At 38.5% G+C, this 19206-nt stretch carries 21 protein-coding genes; 10 read left to right on the forward strand and 11 right to left on the reverse strand.

The annotated features are described in order from the left end of the window. Nucleotides 1-292 precede the first annotated feature (292 nt). A complete protein-coding gene (locus tag WNY79_RS20200) occupies nucleotides 293-781 on the forward strand; it encodes an RNA-binding protein (RefSeq protein WP_342876737.1) in 489 nt (162 codons plus the stop codon). Here WNY79_RS20200 and WNY79_RS20205 read toward each other — a convergent pair. Both WNY79_RS20205 and WNY79_RS20210 read right to left on the reverse strand, forming a co-directional pair. Continuing rightward, nucleotides 765-1889, reverse strand: a complete 1125-nt coding sequence (locus WNY79_RS20205) for an aminotransferase class V-fold PLP-dependent enzyme (RefSeq protein WP_342876738.1) — start codon at nucleotides 1887-1889, stop codon at nucleotides 765-767. The two genes, WNY79_RS20200 and WNY79_RS20205, sit on opposite strands and share 17 nt — an antisense overlap. A gap of 1 nt (nucleotide 1890) precedes the next feature. After that, nucleotides 1891-3060 carry a monodechloroaminopyrrolnitrin synthase PrnB family protein gene (locus WNY79_RS20210; RefSeq protein ID WP_342876739.1) on the reverse strand — a complete coding sequence of 390 codons (1170 nt, stop codon included), beginning with the start codon at nucleotides 3058-3060 and terminating at the stop codon, nucleotides 1891-1893. 136 nt (nucleotides 3061-3196) lie between these two features. On the opposite strand from WNY79_RS20210, the gene WNY79_RS20215 reads away from it, so the two are divergent. The 4 genes from WNY79_RS20215 (at nucleotide 3197) to WNY79_RS20230 (ending at nucleotide 8969) form a co-directional block, all read left to right on the forward strand. Next, on the forward strand, nucleotides 3197-3652 hold the full coding sequence (locus tag WNY79_RS20215) for an Lrp/AsnC family transcriptional regulator (protein ID WP_076925888.1): 456 nt from the start codon (nucleotides 3197-3199) through the stop codon (nucleotides 3650-3652). A 72-nt stretch (nucleotides 3653-3724) separates the two neighbouring features. Further along, nucleotides 3725-6442: an ATP-binding protein gene (locus tag WNY79_RS20220; protein WP_342876740.1), complete on the forward strand. Its 2718-nt coding sequence runs from the start codon at nucleotides 3725-3727 to the stop codon at nucleotides 6440-6442. Further along, complete coding sequence (locus WNY79_RS20225; RefSeq protein WP_342876741.1) at nucleotides 6435-7823, forward strand: alpha/beta fold hydrolase; 1389 nt, start codon at nucleotides 6435-6437, stop codon at nucleotides 7821-7823. The genes WNY79_RS20220 and WNY79_RS20225 overlap by 8 nt, the downstream gene beginning before the upstream one ends. 6 nt (nucleotides 7824-7829) lie before the next feature. After that, nucleotides 7830-8969 carry a GNAT family N-acetyltransferase gene (locus WNY79_RS20230; RefSeq protein ID WP_342876742.1) on the forward strand — a complete coding sequence of 380 codons (1140 nt, stop codon included), beginning with the start codon at nucleotides 7830-7832 and terminating at the stop codon, nucleotides 8967-8969. Here WNY79_RS20230 and WNY79_RS20235 read toward each other — a convergent pair. Next, nucleotides 8946-9536 (reverse strand): DUF938 domain-containing protein, encoded by a 591-nt coding sequence (locus tag WNY79_RS20235; RefSeq protein ID WP_024599676.1) that lies wholly within the window; start codon nucleotides 9534-9536, stop codon nucleotides 8946-8948. The two genes, WNY79_RS20230 and WNY79_RS20235, sit on opposite strands and share 24 nt — an antisense overlap. 200 nt (nucleotides 9537-9736) lie before the next feature. Here WNY79_RS20235 and WNY79_RS20240 point away from each other — a divergent pair, with 200 nt between their 5' ends. The 5 genes from WNY79_RS20240 to WNY79_RS20260 all read left to right on the forward strand — a co-directional run bounded on the left by WNY79_RS20240 (nucleotide 9737) and on the right by WNY79_RS20260 (nucleotide 12832). Further along, nucleotides 9737-9922, forward strand: a complete 186-nt coding sequence (locus WNY79_RS20240; RefSeq protein ID WP_010554833.1) for a hypothetical protein — start codon at nucleotides 9737-9739, stop codon at nucleotides 9920-9922. Nucleotides 9923-10023: 101 nt separating this feature from the next. Next, complete coding sequence (locus WNY79_RS20245) at nucleotides 10024-10389, forward strand: hypothetical protein (RefSeq protein ID WP_342876743.1); 366 nt, start codon at nucleotides 10024-10026, stop codon at nucleotides 10387-10389. A gap of 11 nt (nucleotides 10390-10400) precedes the next feature. After that, the gene (locus tag WNY79_RS20250; protein ID WP_342876744.1) at nucleotides 10401-11777 is read left to right on the forward strand and encodes a class II fumarate hydratase; all 1377 of its coding nucleotides are present in this window, start codon (nucleotides 10401-10403) and stop codon (nucleotides 11775-11777) included. Between the two features lie 109 nt (nucleotides 11778-11886). Next, nucleotides 11887-12420, forward strand: a complete 534-nt coding sequence (locus WNY79_RS20255) for a hypothetical protein (RefSeq protein WP_342876745.1) — start codon at nucleotides 11887-11889, stop codon at nucleotides 12418-12420. A gap of 10 nt (nucleotides 12421-12430) precedes the next feature. Continuing rightward, entirely contained in the window at nucleotides 12431-12832 is a 402-nt protein-coding gene (locus WNY79_RS20260; RefSeq protein ID WP_024599672.1) for a hypothetical protein, read from the forward strand. A 23-nt stretch (nucleotides 12833-12855) separates the two neighbouring features. On the opposite strand, the gene WNY79_RS20265 is transcribed toward WNY79_RS20260, so the two are convergent. The 8 genes from WNY79_RS20265 to WNY79_RS20300 form a co-directional block, all read right to left on the reverse strand. Next, complete coding sequence (locus WNY79_RS20265) at nucleotides 12856-13041, reverse strand: hypothetical protein (RefSeq protein ID WP_007579770.1); 186 nt, start codon at nucleotides 13039-13041, stop codon at nucleotides 12856-12858. A gap of 20 nt (nucleotides 13042-13061) precedes the next feature. Then, entirely contained in the window at nucleotides 13062-13382 is a 321-nt protein-coding gene (locus WNY79_RS20270) for a hypothetical protein (RefSeq protein ID WP_024599671.1), read from the reverse strand. Next, on the reverse strand, nucleotides 13379-14017 hold the full coding sequence (locus WNY79_RS20275) for a hypothetical protein (protein ID WP_170072806.1): 639 nt from the start codon (nucleotides 14015-14017) through the stop codon (nucleotides 13379-13381). The genes WNY79_RS20270 and WNY79_RS20275 overlap by 4 nt, the downstream gene beginning before the upstream one ends. Before the next feature lie 74 nt (nucleotides 14018-14091). After that, the gene (locus tag WNY79_RS20280; RefSeq protein WP_004335088.1) at nucleotides 14092-14784 is read right to left on the reverse strand and encodes a PspA/IM30 family protein; all 693 of its coding nucleotides are present in this window, start codon (nucleotides 14782-14784) and stop codon (nucleotides 14092-14094) included. A 24-nt stretch (nucleotides 14785-14808) separates the two neighbouring features. Continuing rightward, nucleotides 14809-15222 carry a DUF2170 family protein gene (locus tag WNY79_RS20285; protein WP_004335098.1) on the reverse strand — a complete coding sequence of 138 codons (414 nt, stop codon included), beginning with the start codon at nucleotides 15220-15222 and terminating at the stop codon, nucleotides 14809-14811. Between the two features lie 79 nt (nucleotides 15223-15301). Next, nucleotides 15302-17023 carry a polyamine aminopropyltransferase gene (locus WNY79_RS20290; protein ID WP_342876746.1) on the reverse strand — a complete coding sequence of 574 codons (1722 nt, stop codon included), beginning with the start codon at nucleotides 17021-17023 and terminating at the stop codon, nucleotides 15302-15304. 3 nt (nucleotides 17024-17026) lie between these two features. Further along, nucleotides 17027-17926 carry a DUF350 domain-containing protein gene (locus WNY79_RS20295; protein ID WP_024589503.1) on the reverse strand — a complete coding sequence of 300 codons (900 nt, stop codon included), beginning with the start codon at nucleotides 17924-17926 and terminating at the stop codon, nucleotides 17027-17029. A 26-nt stretch (nucleotides 17927-17952) separates the two neighbouring features. Beyond that, a complete protein-coding gene (locus WNY79_RS20300) occupies nucleotides 17953-18885 on the reverse strand; it encodes a hypothetical protein (RefSeq protein WP_076925897.1) in 933 nt (310 codons plus the stop codon). Nucleotides 18886-19206: the final 321 nt, after the last annotated feature.

Consider the following 19206-nt stretch of genomic DNA (forward strand, 5'->3'; position numbering starts at 1 on the left):
ACTTAATTGTGGTTTTTTTGTGCCTAAAATTTAACACCTATACTAAATTGGGAGGGTGAGAACCCTCGACAGGGTTCAATAAAATGCCTGGAACATTTTGGGCTGCTGCAAGCGTCGCGCAGCGATTGATTACATGGATGTAAGCAAGTTTACCCCTCCCTTTGAACTATACTTAATGTAAACCACTTAGTTGTGGTTTTTTTGTACCTAAAAATTATAAAAACTAAACAAATTGTGCCTAGTAATAACTTAGGGCATTATTAACACAACTTTAGCCACTTTAGGTTTAGCTATGATCCGGTTCATATTGCTATCAGTTTGCGCGGCAGCACCATTTTTTACCTTGGCACAAAGTACAACAGTGTATAAGTGTGTAATTAAGGGCGTTCCTACCTTTAGCCAAACGCCTTGCGCTAAAGATGCACCAGTTATTACTCTTAAAGATATAAACGTAATTGAAGCATACAAAAGCTCTACGCCCGGTAAAGGTATTACCGACACCTCTGTGGATGACTTCTTAGAAGTTCAACAAATAGAGCGTGAAATAAAGCGCCTTGAGCTATCTATTGCACAAAGCCAAAAAGAATACGCAGCTAAAAAACAGCAGATAGATTACATGACTCAAGATAAAGCCAATCGTTTAGGCGCTTCGTCTATTGCTGATGCTATCGCAACTAAAACAAATTCGTTAAAACAAGCTTACGACGCATCAATTAATCAAACGCAGCAAAAAATAGAGTCATTAAAACAAAGAAAGCAGCAGCTTAGCCAAAACCCTTAAGCGCTCGTTTTACTATCGAAATAAACTGCTCAACGTCTTCTTGAGTATTATAAATATGTGGCGATACTCGTATCCCAAATTTACGGGCATCTACACTGATTTTCGCTTTATTAAGCGCTGTAAGTACATGGTCTTGCTGCTTGTTAAAAAACAAAATCACAGTCCCACTGCACTTATCATCACTCATAGGCGATACAACATATTTGCCTAGTTGCTCATGAATAAGCGTAAGCATAGCTAAATTATGATCTCTTACCTTGTGAGCGGTTAGCTCTGCAAAGTAAGCAATGCTATTTGCGGCAATAATATAAGGCGCTACGGAGGGAGTACCTCCCCAAAATTTGAGCGCACTGGCGCTATATTCAAAGTGGTTAATATCGAACTCAAATGGATTTTGATGCGAAAACCAACCCACATCTTTAGGCTTACAATACTCTATTTGGTTTTTGTTAACCCATAAATAAGCTGCACCTGGGCCACCACATAACCATTTAACGCTCGAGCCAATCATAAAGTCAGCATCAAGTACGCTTAAATCAAGCGGTATAACACCCGCTGACTGAGCAACATCAACTATTGATAAACTATTGGTTAATTTACTTATAGCTACAATATCGTATACAGGCGCTTGTACTCCTGTATTTGAATACACATGGCTTATAAAAACCAAGTCGATATCGCAAGTTATATAACGCTGCCAAACATTAATATCAGTTAGGTTTTCGTGCTCTGGTATAAACATAATTTGTGCGCACTCTGGTAATGCTTTTTGCATTGCAAAGCCCATGCTCGGAAAATCACTTTGCGCCATAAGCACTTTACAATTTTTTTGCTGTAATCGAGGGTGCGACATAAGCAACTTTGTTAAGCCACTTGATAAATTAACCTGAGGACAAAACTGCGAACTAGGCGCATTAAATAACTTACCAAGCGCGCTAGTAAATTGTTCAACTGCGGGCAGCCATTGTTGCCAAGGTTCTTTACTTGAGCTCTCCCATGGTAAAAAATAGTGCTGTACTAAATATTGCTGTGTATTTTTAAGAGGACGCCCTACCGAGTGGTTTAATAAATAACAGCCATCGGCCATACAAAAATCGTTTTTAAGCATGCTATTTAATCCATTTTTTAAGTGTATTTAGATCGTCAAAGCGTGTTTTTATATCGTCGCGTTTTGCGCTGGCTCGCCTATCTCTTAGTTTTTCGAGCGAATCAAGCAATACATGAAGCGGCGGACCACTTGCTGTTACCTTACTCATATACTGCTGTTGCATATTTTTTGAAGGCTGAGCAATAAACTTTTCAACCAGTTGATTATGATGACCGACCGCGGTGTCACCATGTAATTTACACACTTGGATAAATAACTTTGCGTGGTTTTTAAACCAACCTGTATTTTTATATTGCTCTGCTTGTAAAAAGTCATCCATAAAGCTTTGCATACGCATGGCTTCTCGTAGTATTTGCTGATCCTCTGGCATCATATATAAAAACTTATCCACCAGCATTTGCGAGTAACTAGGCTCGTTTGCACTACACAGCCCTAACAGCATATCAATCACGTTAATACCTGCAAAGTCACCAGCATTTGCCCCTCTGTAAACCTCTTTACCTACACGGTACGGTTTATAATAAGGGCGAACGCAGTTAAAAAATCGATCTGTATCGAGCTCAGAATAAAGTGCATTGTTTGACTCAATTACATCTATAAGTGCCTGTTTAGCTACTTTTAATAACTCACCACACAGGGGGTGTGAGATACCTAACGGCAATATTTTTAATAAAGCATCGCTTGCACGTTTATAGGCCAAAATACCTTGGGTGTTGTAATCAATAAATAGCTTTTCATCGGGTAAATTAGTAAATCGTTTATAAATACCGTTAAGTGCTTTGTTATGAGTAGTTAAGTGGGCGGTAGCAAAACGAGGGGTTACGCCAATGGATGCGCCTATATGCATAGAAAGCGCTGAGGCTTCTATTAGTGGAGAGGTGGTTTCTCTGCTTGGCTCAGTAATTTCATGGCGCCTACACGCTGCCATAAACAATCCTACGTTACCGAGTAAGTCAAAAGCGCTATCAAAGCCTTGATCTGTATTGCCCTCGGCTAATAAATTACTAATTAATGCGTTGCCTTTTTTTTGTAATTGTTGCTTTAAGGCCTCGCCTACCCCTTCTACATTTGCTTTATCGGTTTGCTGCCAATAAATCTGCTCTAATTCACTATTTAAAGTGACAAACTCTGTTCGTATCCAGTGATCGAAAATAGCGGTATGTGTGTTCATTGTTGTGCCCTATTATTTTTATAGTTAAATGCTAACAGAGTTCAATGAGGGTAAAACGCCAAAAAAATTAGTAAAAGCTGCAATACTTAGCAATAATCACTACAAATATAAAAATAATTAATAAAAGTCGACAACTATGTTAGATAAAAAAGATCAGCAATTACTCGTTGCACTGCAAAGCCAAGCTCGTATGTCGGTTTCAGACTTGGCCAGTAGTATTAACCTATCGGATACACCTTGCCTAAGACGTATAAAAAAGTTAGAGCAAGAAAACATTATTACCGGCTACCACGCCGCCATAAACCCTAAAGCACTTAACCTTAATGTGTTGGTATATGCGTTTGTGCGATTAAGCCAAAACTCGGTAAGTGCTGCAGAGCAATTTGAGCAACATGTAGAAAAATTACCACATGTATTAGAGTGTTGTGTAATATCAGGGAGCTATGATTATTTATTAAAAATAATTGCACATGATCTTGAGAGCTACGAAACATTTGTAAAACATCAACTAGGTGGCTTAAGTTGTATCGCAAATATAGAATCAACAGTTGTGCTTAAACAATCATTTAGCAAAAAACAGTTACCATTATAAAAATAACCCAAATAACTTACTGTTAGCTATACTGATATTTCAAAACGATAATAATAATTGCTTGGACCTTATGTGAAAAATTTTAACTCTAAAAATCATTCTATTATTTTTTACATCATGTTTGCTTTAGCATATTTTTTAGTGGGTATAGCACTCACTAAACTTGCTTTTAATTCGCAAATAATTCCAATTTGGTTACCTGCTGGTATAGCTTTGGTCGGTTGTTATATTTGGTGGTGGCGCTTTATCCCACCTTTATTTGTAGCTGCAATTGCATTTAATTTAAATATTTTTGATAGTTCAGCTCATGAGCTAGTCCTTGTCGGTAACTCATTTAACGAGGCAATGTATATCGCCTTTGGTGTGGTTATACAGGCAATGGTGGGCGCTGCTTTACTAAAATTTTGGCTTGGCCACCCACTACGCTTTAAAAAGCGTAAAAACATAATTTACTTTATTCTCGTCATAGCCATATTAGTCAGTTTAATTTCGGCTAACTTTGGCGTGTTCGCTCTTAGTCAATTTAACTCAGTTTACAGTATTGATAATCATTGGAAGAATGTTATTTACTGGTGGCTTGGCGATACATTAGGAGTAATAATTGCAACTCCGTTTTTACTTTCTTTATTACCACAAAAGTCTAACCAACATAATATATCGGCGTTTCCAACAATTGCAGTATGTTCTATTTTATTTGTGTCGGTTGCGGTTACAACACAGCTATACGATCAAGAAAACCGTATAAGCACAATTAAAATCGCCGAACGTGAAGTACACGTTATAGAAAATAGCCTTTATAGATATACAAATCGCAGTATTATTGCAGTGCAGAGCCTAGCAAGTCAGGTTCAATCATCTTCAACATTAAGCCAACAAGATTTTTATTCTTATGCTAGCCAATTACTAACCCAGCATGCGTTTATTCACGCTTTATCGTGGAATGCAAAAATAGCTCAAGATCAACGAGACGTCTTTGCTCAAGAGATATCAAACATTTACCATTTAGATGTTGATGTAGTAGGTGAGCCTCTTGAAATTAGCGATCCCCTTGTTATAGTAAAATACATAGCTCCTTTTAATGGTAATCAAAAAGCTATTGGCTTTAATGTATTTTCAAACCCTGATCGAAAAAATTCCCTGCTTAACCCTGCTATAAAATATATGCCCGTAGGGACTAAGATAATTCAATTAGTACAGACCAAACAGCCTAAGCCAGCTTATTTATTATTTGCTCCTGTGTATTCTCAAAGTAACGATAAAGAAACAATTAAAGGCTATGCCACAGGTGTATTTTTAGTACGAAGTATTATTGAACAAGCTATTACTAAACAGCAGTCTGATATGTTTTCGATTGGTATATATGAAGATACAAACACACCGCCGTTTTATAGTAATTACTCTCAAGATGTTCAGCAAGCCAAAGGCAGCCGTTTAATGTCGTTTGACGTGGACTTTGCAGGGCAAAAATGGATTGTAAAACTATCCCTTAAAGAAAGCTTTTTAACACAACATAATAGCCAACTAACTTTATTATTACTCATACTTCAAGTTGCCGTATGTTCTTTAATTTTAATGGTTTTACTACTGTTTAATCAGCAACAAATAGCGCTTACACGTCAAGTTGCAGAGCGTACACACTCACTCGCACAAGCAAAACAGCAGTCCGATTTAGCTAATCAAGCTAAAAGCCAATTTTTAGCTAATATGAGCCACGAAATACGAACACCGCTCAATGCCGTTATTGGTTTTTCTTCACTTGCTCGCGAAACAGACACTGCAACTACACTCATTGGCTATTTAGATAAAATAAACTCATCATCTAAAAGTTTATTAAACTTAATTAATGACATTCTTGATATATCAAAAATAGAATCCCAAAAGTTAGTTATTGAATCTATTGCATTCGACCTAGGTGCCTTAATAACACGCATAAACAATATGTTTGAACAAAGTGCTGTTAACAAAGGTATTAAATGGCAAGTTAACTCAAAGCTACCTTTAGATACCTGGTTTATTGGTGATCCGATGCGAATTGAGCAGATATTACTTAATTTATGTAGTAACGCGATTAAATTTACAAGCCAAGGCAGCGTTACTTTAAACATAGAAACAGAGTTTACTGCCGCCAATAAAGTACAGCTTGTTATAACCATTAGGGATACCGGAATAGGTATAAAGCCAAGCCAACATAAAAAATTATTTAATGCGTTTACCCAAGCTGATAGCTCTACCTCTAGGCAATTTGGTGGTACAGGGCTGGGCTTAACAATAGCAAAAGAGCTAAGCCAATTAATGGGGGGAGAAATAGCACTTGAAAGTGAAATAGATAAAGGCTCTACGTTTACATTTTCAATGCAATTAGAAACAACAGAGCCTAAAAAAGAACATGTTATTACATTTGATAATACTAATATTACTTCGCTAGACATTTTGGTCGCAGAAGACAACCCAGTGAATCAAATGGTTATTAAAGCGATGCTTGGCTCGCTGGGGATTGTGCCGTATATAGTAGAAAATGGCGAACTGGCCGTTGATATAGTTAAAAAGCAGCATTTTGACTTAGTGCTTATGGATTGCCAAATGCCTGTAATGGATGGCTATAGGGCAACGGCCCTAATCCGCCAGTTTAAAACCGAACAAGAACTCCCGATTATTGCTTTAACTGCCGACGTTATGCCAGAGGATAAAGCACATGCACAAGCCGTTGGATTTAACCAACATCTTGCAAAACCGCTTGAACTCATTAAGCTAACTGAGTGTCTTGCCCAATATGCAGTAGTTAATGAATAATAGTGATTTAATTTTAAGAATAGTTTTAAGAGTAGCTTTTGGTTTTGTTTTAAGTATTTTTTCGCATATTACCGTCGCTCAAAACTGTATATCGCAGGCAAGCGACTTTAAATTTATAACAAAAAGTAAGCAACAAGGCTTATTACGCTTTGAAAAAGAGCACAACCACCAGCGCTTTAATTACCACGCTCTTTTACCATTTAACGATTACTTAGATTTTGCATATAAACATATAAATAAAGCCAATACACGTTCAAATATGCCATGCCCTATTATTACACAAACGTATCAGCAATTAGTAACACAAGGTACGCGAAAACCTAACCCTACTATGGCAGATATTATTGCTCCTTTTGAGCTAACGCATTCAAACAGTAATAAAGTTGCACTACTAATCCACGGACTAACTGACTCACCCTTTACGTATCACGATTTAGCACAAGTGTATTATCAACAAGGCTATACTGTGCGTACTATTTTATTACCAGGACATGGTAGCGCCGCAAGTGCTTTACTCAATGTAGACGTTAGCCAATGGCAACAGGCTATAAAATACGGGGTTGAACGCTCGGTGCAAGACTTTGATGAGGTAATACTCGCAGGTTACTCTACCGGTGCAGCGTTACTTATTGATTACGCAACTAAGCAAACTGTTTCACCTAAAATTAAAGCGCTTATGCTTTATTCGCCCGGCTCTGAGCCACATAATAAGTACGGCTGGATAGCAAAGTGGATTGATGCCATACCCTTAGTTAATTGGATTGATAAAGACGCCGATGTAGACTTTGCGAAGTATGAATCATTTCCTTTAAATGCAGCGGCAGCATCATACGATGCAATGTCACTTGCAAGCGTAAGTAGTTTAAGCAAACGCCCGCCACTTAAATTACCTATTTTTAGTGTACTTAGCGATATTGATACCACGATAGATACGCGTGCCACTCTAAAGTTATTAAGTACATTACACAAAGGTAATTCAATTAAATATAAGCCGCTCGATACTTTAGTACTTTATGGAAGCACTGATATTTTACCGCCAGACTTTGCTAGTGACTACACAGTAAATAACCCGCAATGCACAACGCCTCAATGTAAAAAGGTTCATGGTATATCGCATATTGCGGTTGTTAACTCACCGCAAAATCCACATTATGGAATTAACGCAACTTATCGTAATTGTGGCAGCTTTATTAACGACGAGTCCCTGTACAAAACATGTAAAACAACAAAAAATCCACAACTAGGAGAGCGTACAAGCGCCAACTTAAAACACTATCCGGCTTTACAGCGCTTAACTTATAATCCTCATTTTACCGAGCTTAAAATGCAAATTAGTACGTTTATTAAAAACGTAGAACAGCTTAAAACAACTACAAGGTAAGTAGTCATGGGAACGTTTTCGCACCAATGGTTTAGCAGTATTAATGAGATTGATCAGGCGCAGTGGCAACGTTTATTTGGTGATGAACCATTTACTCAACATGCTTTTTTATATGCCCTTGAACAAAGCCAATGCGTAACACAAAAAAGTGGTTGGCAGCCCCATCACCTCGCTATTTTTGAAAATGATACGCTCGTTGCACTTGCACCCGGGTATTTAAAAGGTCATTCATACGGCGAGTACGTATTTGACTGGGCATGGGCAGAGGCATACGAAAAACACGGCTTAGAGTATTATCCAAAATGGCTATCTGGCATTCCCTTTAGCCCCATTGAAGGCAAGCGTATTGCTATTGAACACGCTAACCCTAACGTTGTGTACCAATACATTACAGAGCAACTAAGCATACACAGTGCTGAGCAAGGGTGGTCGGGATGGCATGTTAACTTTTGCGACCAAGCCCAAGCTACATCATTAACTGAGCAACACGCCATGTTAAGAGTAGGCGTGCAATTTCAGTGGTTTAATAAAGATTTTGAAACCTTTGACGATTTTTTGCAAATACTTAGCTCTCGCAAACGTAAATCCCTTAAAAAAGAGCGAGCTAAAATAGCGCAACAGAATATTGATATTGAATGGCTGCAAGGAACGCAAATTACGCCCGAGATAATGCAATTGTTTTGTGAGTTTTATCAGCGTACCTACTTAAAGCGATCTGGTCATTTGGGCTATTTAAATATGGAGTTTTTTACGCTTTTACATTCCTTAATGGCTAATAGCCTCGTTATTATGCTGGCCAAAAGAGACGATAACGTGATTGCTGCAACACTTAGTTTAGTAGGTAAAAATACGCTTTATGGGCGCTACTGGGGAGCAAGTGAAGAAGTAGATTCGCTGCACTTTGAATTGTGTTATTACCAAGGTATTGAGTTTGCAATAAAGCATAAACTCAACTGTTTTCATTCGGGGGCACAAGGTGAGCACAAAATAGCACGCGGATTTGAACCCGTACTTACCTACTCTGCTCACCATATTGTTGATGGCGACTTTAGTAATGCAATAAGCGACTACTTAAAGCGTGAACGCGGCCATATTGATATATATAAAGAGCAATGTAGCTCATTACTGCCGTTTAAAAACGAGTAACTGATTATTTGCAGGCATGGCTGTATCGCTAATAAGCGTAAGCCTTGCTTGCTTAGCTAGTTGTTCAACTGCTTCAAAATCTCTTATTCCACTTAACGGATCGCGCTCTGTTAAAAAAGCACTAAAGTCATCATTACTTGGGCTGGTAAATTCACCTTTGTATTTGAATGGCCCATAAATACACAACATACCGTCGCTATTTAAGTGACGTTTAACACCGTCAAAAAAACGTTCAACTAATTGCCAACTTACAATATGAAATGTGTTTGCAGTATAAATAGCGTCAACCTTATCTACTGGCCATTCATTATTTAAATCAAGCTCAAGTGGTGCATGTAAATTAGTTAAATTAGCTTCGCGGTGCCATAAGTTAATCCCTTCGTGGTTTATAGCGCGATCACTTGTATGCCACTGTAAATGTGGTAATTGCTCTGCAAAAAAAACACTATGCTGGCCGGTTCCTGAGCCAACTTCGAGTACTGTTTTAGTATTTTTTAATACAACTCTTAATTGCTCTAAAATAGGGGTTTTATTGTTTTCACAGGCTTGTGAAAATGGCTTTGTCATTACTGTGCACCAAAATTGTAGATTAATGCACAACAGTAAAGCAAATTTAGCTTATTTTGTCGTGATGAAAAATATATAATTTTTAAACACTATAACTATCATATGGTTGAGCTGGTTAATTATGATTGGTACGTAATATGCTTTTATATAACTAACCCACTAAAGGGTTTAACTTATATTAAATTTCAAAGGATAAAATTATGCATATACCCCCTTATACAGCAGTAGACGCAGCTATTGCTATAACCGAAAAAACCACCGACGATCATAGTTACGCCGTTGATATGAGAGCTACAGTAATCGATTTACTTTCGCACCCTAAACACAATCAACAGGCGATGACCAAACATGAAACAGATCAGATATTTATTCTTGGCTACAATTAAAACTCAAATTAGTATCGCAAATAATTTTTATAATAACTGTTTACACTGAAACCGATTAAATGTAATGATAACTATTATCGTTAACTTGAGTCGGTTTTTTTATGTCTTCAAATTATGCCCAGCATCGTTACCATCAAGAACTCTCTTGCCATTGCTTAAGACCTGGCCTACATGCACCCATGCTCGTTGCCGATTACATAGAAGCCGCCCTTAACGTCGCCAAAAAATTTGAGCAACAACGTAATCCCTTGCTTCAAGAGTTTTACCTTCGACGCACACACCATGAAATTATGAACAAAATGTGCGACCCTCTTATACATAATGCTATTCGTAAACAATGTTTAGAGCAGTTATACAAACCTTTATTAGCACTAAAACGGTTTTATAAAGTGCATAACAATACTGCACAATTTTTAATACTTGAGCGTGAAGCTCGTATTCTTAGCCACGAATTCAACCCTTTTTAAGGAGCACACTTATGAGCAACTTTAGAACAGAATCAGACAGCATGGGCGAGCTAAAAGTACCTACTGATGCACTCTATCAAGCGCAAACACAGCGAGCGGTTAATAATTTTGCCATTAGTGGCTTACCTATGCCGAAGCAATTTATAACTGCACTGGCTTATATAAAACAAGCCGCAGCACAAAGTAACTGTGAGCTTGGGCATTTAAGCAAAGCTAAAGCCAATGCTATTGAGCAAGCTTGCCAAAGTATTATTGATGGCGAGCACATTGAGCATTTCCCCGTTGATATTTTTCAAACCGGTTCGGGCACAAGCTCAAATATGAATGCCAATGAAGTTATTGCAACGCTTGCTAGCCGGGTAGGCAGTGAAAGCATTCACCCTAATGATGATGTAAACATGGGGCAAAGTTCTAACGATGTAGTTCCTACTGCTATCGCACTCAGTAGTGCAATAAACGTAGTGTATGAATTACTTCCTTCGCTTGAAAACTTATCGCAAAGCCTGGAAAAGAAAAAAGCTGAAGTAGGCCATATAGTTAAAACGGGCCGTACGCATTTAATGGATGCAATGCCTGTAACGTTTGATCAAACTCTAAGTGCATGGCAGTCACAAGTTAACCATGCCGCTGCAGGAATTAGACATAGTTTAGAGCGTGTATGCGAGCTTGCACAAGGCGGTACAGCCGTTGGAACAGGAATAAATGCAGACCCTAAATTTGCAACAAAATTTACAGAAAACCTGAGTGCCAATGTAGGCATTAGATTTACGCCTAGTAGTAACTTTTTTTATAACATAGGCTCGCAAGACGCCATCGTCGCGCTTTCAGGGCAATTAAAAGTACTCGCTGTCGCACAAATGAAAATAGCGAACGACTTACGCTGGATGAACTCAGGCCCACTTGCAGGTTTAGGTGAAATAGAGCTTGAAGCGCTTCAACCAGGTTCATCTATTATGCCTGGCAAAGTAAATCCTGTTATACCTGAAGCAGCCGCAATGGTAAGTGCACAAGTAATAGGTAACGACGCCACTATTACGGTAGCCGGCCAGGCGGGTAATTTTGAGCTAAACGTTATGCTGCCAGTCATTGCGTATAATATTTTACAAAGCATAGAATTACTTGCCAATAGCGCGCAGGCATTGGGCGATAAAGCCATTGCCAGCTTTAAGGTAAATCAGCCTAATATAGATAAAGCGCTCGCTAAAAATCCAATTTTGGTAACGGCGCTTAATCCGGTGATCGGTTATGAAAAAGCAGCAAAAATAGCAAAGCAGGCTTATAAAGAAGCCCGCCCTATTATTGATGTAGCCGAACAAGAAACTGATCTACCGCGCGAAGAACTCGAAAAATTACTCAACCCTACCAAACTAACGCAGGGCGGACTTTAACAGAACAATTTTTTAGTGCCTTTAATTACTTGATAATATAGTTTTTATTGCCGTAAAAAATGCACAGTGTATGATAGTGATGAATATTTCATCACTATCAAGGTTTTTTATGCGTACCCCATTGTTAGCCATACTTTTACCACTGTGCTTGACTGCATGTTTGGATAAAGAACCCGCTAAAACACAGCAAGTAACAATCACCTCAGAAGCTGAAGCACCAAAGCAAGAGCTACAAAAGCTAAAAGAAAACACTCAATTACAAGAAAATACTAAAAAGAACGTAGTTGCTGAAAAAATACCAAAAGCTGATTTAAAAAACGTTTCAATAGACGATATAAAAGCAGCTAAAACCGAATTAAATACACTAATTACAGATAAACAGTGTGATACAAGCACTCAATGTAGAGTAAATGCAGTAGGTAGTCGCGCATGTGGTGGGCCAAGCAGTTTTGTTGTGTACTCAACAAACGCAGCATCTGAGGAGCAAGTAGCAGCCCTTAGCGACAAAATTACTAAGCTTGAAAGTAGTTATAATTCACAAAAAGGGATGATGAGCATTTGTCAGCATTTAACAACGCCAAGCACGCAGTGTGTTGAAAATAAATGTGTTAAACTTGAAGGCTCAGCGGTAAGTGCATTTTAAGGATAACGTTATGAGTTGTTTACCATCAACAGTTAAACTGTCAATTATAAGCATTGCTAGCAGCATTTTATTACTAAGTGGTTGTGCTAGCACTGTGACGTCAAATGAGCAAAGTAAAAACTTGTCTGACTTGAACTATGATCTGAATAACATGGTGAGTAATAATAGCTGCACCGCTAGCTTTCAGTGCAAAGTCCTTGAAGTCGGCGCACGTGCTTGTGGCGGACCGAGTAAATATGCTGTTTATTCAACGCTAAACACCTCTCAAGAAGAAGCGGAACAGCTTGCTCAACAAATAACAAAACAAGAAAGCATACAAAATAAAGCACAAGGCTTAACTGATTGTTCTCCTGTACTTGAAGTGCAATCGCTGTGTATTAATCAGCAGTGCCAGTCGTTTGATATAAAATAAAAACGGCCACCTTAACTTCAGCGTTAACTTAAATATGGAATTAACGCTGAAATTACTACCACCAATACCACGCAAATACCCGCTTTAATAATGTATTTCATGGGCATTGTTTTAAGCACCCAATATGCATAAATAAAGCGAACAAAATAACTCGCCGCAGTACCAAACAACGCAAAAATAATTAAGTAAGCAATTAAAATAATATTCATAAAAACCTAATTAAATTATTTCACTTTTTATTTTTAGTGTGAGCTATTAATAAATCAGCTACTTGTTGCTTTACGGCTCGCTTGTCATCACTTTGTACATCAAAGCGACTGGCTAGTTGCGCTATTTCATCATCATTTAAATTAAACGATAAACGTTGACGCGTTTTTTTAGACTTTACGTCTAAGCCAAGTATTTTTCGGATCATATCTGATGGAGTTAACTCTTGATCGATCGCTTGTTTTTTTATCAGCTTTTGAACTTCGCTGCTCAGATCAAATGCCATTTGCGTGGCACGTACAGCTTGTTCCTGACGTAACCACTTATCTTTAGCATCACTCACTTAGCATCTCCGGGAAACAAGTCTACAATGTCTGACATTGGACGCGTTAGCGTTAGCGATACTTCGGTTTCACCACCATCCCAAATTTCGATATTTAAACCAAAACCTTCGTTATCTGACGCTAAGCAAATCATTTCACATGGCTCACCACCTTCTTGCTCATAACGAGGCAAAGTTTGGTTGCGGTAGTCTTTATTATGGAAATAACACACATAAGGCGACTCGCTTTGTTGATAGCTTTTAGCTAAAAACTGCATAAAGCGCTCTGGTGTATTTTGCACTGTAATGTGGGTTAACGACTCTTCATCAAAAATACGCGCAAACTCATCAAGGCTAAATATTTCTTCAACTTCGTTTCGCTGAATTTTAATAGAAAAGTTAGCCCACTCTTCGCCGTCATCTTGCTCAATTTGTAAAAATACAACTTGGCCGCTATTTGTCTCAAGTACAAATTCAGTATCGCTACTGTGCTGATATTGGTAAGTCTGAATATCAGTAACACGTAACGTTTCACCTTTTAACCATGCAGGATAGGCAAATGAGTCAATAACGCTAAACATGTCGCCTTTTTTAAGTTCGCTCGGATGATTAAGCTGACGTTCTGGCTCTTTTTTAGATTTGAAAAAATTAAACATAGGAAGGCTGCCTTCTAAGCAAAAAAGGTAACTGAGAAAAACTCGGTTACCTTTTTAAAGTATAAACGTAATGGTTAGCTATTTTGCTTCGCTTTGATACGAGCTAAAATATCAGCGCTTTTTGGACTTGTGTCGCCAATGCCTGCTTCAGCCATTTTTGCTTTTAAGTCATCGCCATTTACGTCTGACTCAAGTTGCTTTGCAGCACCAAGCTGGTCACTTCGATCTTGTTGGCGCTGTTTAATGCGTTCAAGCGATTGACGAGCCGATGTCATAGACGAGCTGTTTGTATTAAGTGTGCTGTTAACAGCCATTGTTGCTTGCTGTACGCTTTCAGTGGTTTTAACCATTGTAAGCTGACGCTGATTCTCTTTGATAGATTTTTCAGCATCTTTAACTTGCTGCTTAAGCGCAACAATGTGATTGCTAAAACCAGATAATACTTGCTCGTTTTCAGCTTTTTCAGCTTCAAAGTCACCAATTTTTTCTGCAATTTCTAATGCTAATGCTTCATTGCCCTTTTCAAGAGCTTGGCCTGCATACGCTTCATGTTCAGCGATTGAAGCATCTACAGCGCTAATTTTACGCTTAGTTTGCATTTCTTTAGCCATTACTTCAGTAAGGCTTTTTTTAGCACGGTGAAGTGCATTTTGCGCATCTGCAATTTCTTGCTCAAAAATACGGATGCCATTTTTGTCTACAATTGCTTCGCCTGCTTCACGAGCGCCGCCACGTACTGCTGTAAATAATTTTTTTAAAATACTCATAATATTAACTCCACTAACTAGCTATTAATCGTTTAAATACAAGGTCACGGCTTCTAGTGCATCGATAGCGTTATCGGCTAATGTCACTAGTTCGTGGGTAACGTCATCTAATGATGAATTTACCGACAGTGCACCAAAAATCGCGTATTTGTTATCGATTTTAGCAAATGCACTCAGTGGAATTGGCACGTTTAAACGTAGTAATGTTTCGTTTAACTCGTTGCGTAATTCACTCTTAACTTCATCTTCGTCAAACAAGTAGCTAATACATAAAAGCTGCTCTTGTGTTTGTGTAACAAAAATTGGAAGTTCATCATTTCCATCAACAATGACTTGTAAAACATCTTGCTCGCCAGGGTTGGCAATCAAGAAAGACTCAAAGTTAGCGCCTTCAGTTTCAAAAGAAGCTAATTTTATTGAAAGTTCATTTAATTCCATGTCTCTGCCTTTTGTCGTTTGACATATTATGTCTGAGTTAAGATTCTCATGGCCGACATATTATGTCAACCATGTTTTATTAGTTTTTATATAATTCGCTTTCTATTTGCCACGCAGTTCGGTAGTAATCATACAACTGACCCGACCCTAACCTATTGACCTCAATACTTTTAACTTTCTCAAAGTAGTGGTTAGGAAATACAAAACTTGCCAATAAATATTCTTTACTAATCCACCTTGATGGCACAGGCATAGCCGTCGCATCATTAATTCGACCACTGGCCGACTGCCCCATTTTAGTGGCTATAGTCCAGCCCCACTGCCCAAACGAAGGTATGTTTTGCTGATATTGCTCAACATACCCAAACCCTGCAGCTTTAACCGTTTTGCCTATACTTAAAAACGCTTTTTTAGCGTGATAAGGTGAGGTTGATTGAACCGCCATTGCGCCATCGGGTGCTAATAGCTGCCGCACATGATTATAAAAGTAGTCACTGTACATTTTATTTAGATCAGGATGGTTAGGGTCAGGTAAATCAATTAAAATAGTGTCGAACTGCTTAGATTGGTCAAGTAGCCTTTCTACTTCTAAAAATGCATCACCCACAATTATATTGGCTCGCGAGTCATGCATTGATTTATTGTTTAACTGTAGTAATCGCTTATTGATGTGCTCTGGCGGCGTAAAGTCACCATCTTTATGACCGAATAAATTGAGTAGTTGCGCGTCTAAATCTATTAGCGTTACTTCACTCACAGGCCATTTTAAAACATCTCTAAGTGCAAGCCCGTCACCACCACCAATTATTAATACACGGTCGTGTCTATTAGAGGCAAGCATTGCAGGGTAAACCAGCATTGAATGATATATTTGCTCATCAATACTTGAGAACTGTAAACGCCCATTTAAATATAAATCGGTAATTGGCTGAGGTTGGTTTTTGCTTAAGCGCTCAGTTAATACTACGTGTTGGTATTTAGTGGCTTGTGAGTAAATTACTTTATCTTTGTATAAAACATTACTTAGATTGTTCATCCAACTACTACCAAATACTAAAATAAAGCCAAATAATGCCAACAGCACTATATGGCAAACTAAAAGTGCCTTAGCAAAGCGCACATGGGTATGATAGCGCCATAAAAATGCGAGCCCTGCGATAATATTAAATAACGCCGTCCATGCTGCAGCTTGCATTATAGGCATTGAGAGCATGATACTTACCCAAATGGCGGCACCAATACCAGCACCAATATAATCGGCACCATAGATAGTCCCTGCGTTGTTTTCTAAAAAACGCCCATAAACGTGCTGACGAATACGCGCTATAAGCGGTATTTCCATACCAATAAATAAGCCCAGTATTAAACCAAAAACATAAGGTAGAAAACGTGACCACTCTTGTAGCTTTTGAAATACGTAACCATTAAGTACAACATCAGGGGGTAAATTAAAAATGCTCGAAAATAAATGGGGAAGAGAATAACTAACTGCTATTACACCCGCTATCGCTAAAATGCAGCCCATGCCAATTAAAGCAATAATGCTTTCTAACCAAGCAAAAGCGGTAAATGCATCTTTAAACCAACGTGCTAAAAAAGCGCCTAAGCCCATTGCTACAATCATAGTACCGATCATGGCGTAAATAGCGCTCTCTACTGAGCCAAGTACACGGCCAGCATAATGAGACAGTAAGTATTCATAAATAAGGCCGCACCCAGCAAGCACGGCCATAACAGTAATAAGTAATATATCGTGCCCAAGTAAGCGAGACTTACTTGGACTAGTTGTGGTTGATGACACTGATTATGCGCCTAGTAATGTTGCCATAGTGATACCTACAGCAAATGATACTGCTGCAGAAATAGTAGCTACACCTACATTTTTTTGACGATTAACTTCATCGGAAATATCGCAACCAGATAAAATTATTTTAATTGTCACTAAGTGCAAAATAATAAATGCAACAAGGCTCACAACAGCGCTAATAGCCCAGTATAGTAAACTCGCATTAATATTATCAGCAGCGTAAGGTGCAACACCCGTTGCTGCTGTAATAGCTAATGCACTACCGACTAAAAATCCAGCGTAACGAATACCCACAGCTAAGTTACCATCAACAATTGCTTGTTGTAGGCAGTCGCCACTTTTATTTGTACGCTTAAATAACTGCACTCGGTACTGGCTAACAAGTAGTAATACAACGCTACCTATAATAAAGGCGGCAATTACAATTGGAAGACCATGCCAGCCATCAGTAGCCACCCATAATAGAGCTGAGCGAATAACGATAGCAACACTGACAACATGGCCAAAATCAATTATTGAAGCTGTAACGTTACCTTTAACGATTTCGTCGTGCAGACTTACCTTACGAAGTGCTACTTTATCTTGAAAAAAGTGACCCAACTTAATAAGTACAATTGCTAATGCGCCATAAGCTAACATTTGCAGTGCTTCTTGTTGCAGTGTTGCAGCAAAAGCTCCGCTACTTACACCCGTTAATACAATCGCCAGCGCCACCAAGCCAGCGGCAAAGCTAATACCAAAGGCAAAGTTATCACGCTCTGTTATTTCATCATTTGCATGTAAGTTTGAAACCCAGCCTTTTATATATTTAAGGCTTACAAATAATAAAACAATAATTGCAAAATCAATCGCCAGCGCTTGCAGCGACCACATAGTTATTCCATTAAATTCATACATATTATTCTAACTCCAACTTTATTCTTTTACTTACCACGGCTCACGCCACGAGAGGTTCTGCTACCACTATCACGCACCGATCCAGAGCTATTGCTATAACTGCTCGAACGAGAATAACTACTGCGGCTTTTTGGTGGCGTATAACTGCTGCGGCTTAAACCTGATGCACCTGTTTTCTTACTCGCATAAGGGCTTGTAAACTGTTTACCTTGGCGTTGGTATGTTTGACGCGTACGTGTTTCTAAAGCGCTTTGGGTTTTAATTTGTTTAGGGCTTGAATAACGTGAACGGCCATAGTCATTGTAATAACTATACTTTCGGCGTTTGCTCCAGCTTCCGTATTCAACACGATCAAATACATCGCCTAAAATACGGTACATTCCGTACCATTGCCAAAAGCTAATACCATTACTATTTGATTGCCAATTACCATAGTTAGGATTACCAACCATCTGGTTACCAACACCCTCACCTTCAGCTTGCTTACTAATTGCACCTACACGTGCTAAAGCACCTTTAGACATATCAGCTAGCATATTGATAGGATCGGTTAACGCATCAGAGAATAGCGTTGGTTTGGCTGCTTCACGCAACAAATCAATACTATGTAGCGTATCTTCATAAGGGGGAATTAAATAAGTACCTTTCACATCTTTAAGTCGCTGTGTTAAACCACTATAAAGTGCGCCTTGGCGCGTTGCATCAAGGGTAATTACATCAACAACCTTTGTAAGTTCTGGTTGTTGTTTTTTAAGAAGCTCGCCATATTCTTTAAGTAATACAGCATTGCGTACGCTTCCATTATCGAGTGCAGTACCAAGCTGAGACAGCTCCGTATCTACCTTTTTAATAGACTCTTGAATTGTTTGTTGCAGCTGCTCTTCTTTAGATTGACAACCCATAAGCACTGCGAACAAACAAAACAGGCTCATAAGTTTCCAAGCTTTAATATTCGACATTCATGTCACCTGATTTACTAAATTAACTTAGCTAGTTTTACACAGGTCACTTATTAAACCAAGAATGAAATTGCAACAAAATGAGAAGAAACGAGAAGCGCTGAGATCTGAGTATAATTTAGTGAAAATATGAAGCTATATCGTGAGGTTAGAATTGAAGTTTAAGTGTTATAAGTGCGCACTTATGGTGATTCTAGCGTCGGGAGTCGCTGCGCTCGCCCTACGTGATGGGTGTTGATGTGAGTGTTATACCAATCTGCTTATATATGGGGTCTATTTAACGTTAAGAAAATTACGCTAGAACTAGGCAAAAATTTTTAT

Source organism: Pseudoalteromonas sp. AS84, assembly GCF_038900255.1.
In the GTDB taxonomy this organism is placed as follows: Bacteria; Pseudomonadota; Gammaproteobacteria; order Enterobacterales; family Alteromonadaceae; genus Pseudoalteromonas.

Excerpts from the sequence above, each read along its gene's own strand:
- WNY79_RS20260 (WP_024599672.1), top strand. The coding sequence starts at position 12,431 with ATGAGTTGTTTACCATCAACAGTTAAACTGTCAATTATAAGCATTGCT.
- WNY79_RS20225 (WP_342876741.1), top strand. The coding sequence starts at position 6,435 with ATGAATAATAGTGATTTAATTTTAAGAATAGTTTTAAGAGTAGCTTTT.
- WNY79_RS20215 (WP_076925888.1), top strand. The coding sequence starts at position 3,197 with ATGTTAGATAAAAAAGATCAGCAATTACTCGTTGCACTGCAAAGCCAA.
- WNY79_RS20255 (WP_342876745.1), top strand. The coding sequence starts at position 11,887 with ATGCGTACCCCATTGTTAGCCATACTTTTACCACTGTGCTTGACTGCA.
- WNY79_RS20210 (WP_342876739.1), bottom strand. The coding sequence starts at position 3,060 with ATGAACACACATACCGCTATTTTCGATCACTGGATACGAACAGAGTTT.
- WNY79_RS20265 (WP_007579770.1), bottom strand. The coding sequence starts at position 13,041 with ATGAATATTATTTTAATTGCTTACTTAATTATTTTTGCGTTGTTTGGT.
- WNY79_RS20200 (WP_342876737.1), top strand. The coding sequence starts at position 293 with ATGATCCGGTTCATATTGCTATCAGTTTGCGCGGCAGCACCATTTTTT.
- WNY79_RS20240 (WP_010554833.1), top strand. The coding sequence starts at position 9,737 with ATGCATATACCCCCTTATACAGCAGTAGACGCAGCTATTGCTATAACC.
- WNY79_RS20245 (WP_342876743.1), top strand. The coding sequence starts at position 10,024 with ATGTCTTCAAATTATGCCCAGCATCGTTACCATCAAGAACTCTCTTGC.
- WNY79_RS20250 (WP_342876744.1), top strand. The coding sequence starts at position 10,401 with ATGAGCAACTTTAGAACAGAATCAGACAGCATGGGCGAGCTAAAAGTA.
- WNY79_RS20280 (WP_004335088.1), bottom strand. The coding sequence starts at position 14,784 with ATGAGTATTTTAAAAAAATTATTTACAGCAGTACGTGGCGGCGCTCGT.
- WNY79_RS20205 (WP_342876738.1), bottom strand. The coding sequence starts at position 1,889 with ATGCTTAAAAACGATTTTTGTATGGCCGATGGCTGTTATTTATTAAAC.
- WNY79_RS20230 (WP_342876742.1), top strand. The coding sequence starts at position 7,830 with ATGGGAACGTTTTCGCACCAATGGTTTAGCAGTATTAATGAGATTGAT.
- WNY79_RS20235 (WP_024599676.1), bottom strand. The coding sequence starts at position 9,536 with ATGACAAAGCCATTTTCACAAGCCTGTGAAAACAATAAAACCCCTATT.
- WNY79_RS20285 (WP_004335098.1), bottom strand. The coding sequence starts at position 15,222 with ATGGAATTAAATGAACTTTCAATAAAATTAGCTTCTTTTGAAACTGAA.
- WNY79_RS20275 (WP_170072806.1), bottom strand. The coding sequence starts at position 14,017 with ATGTTTAATTTTTTCAAATCTAAAAAAGAGCCAGAACGTCAGCTTAAT.
- WNY79_RS20300 (WP_076925897.1), bottom strand. The coding sequence starts at position 18,885 with ATGTCGAATATTAAAGCTTGGAAACTTATGAGCCTGTTTTGTTTGTTC.
- WNY79_RS20295 (WP_024589503.1), bottom strand. The coding sequence starts at position 17,926 with ATGTATGAATTTAATGGAATAACTATGTGGTCGCTGCAAGCGCTGGCG.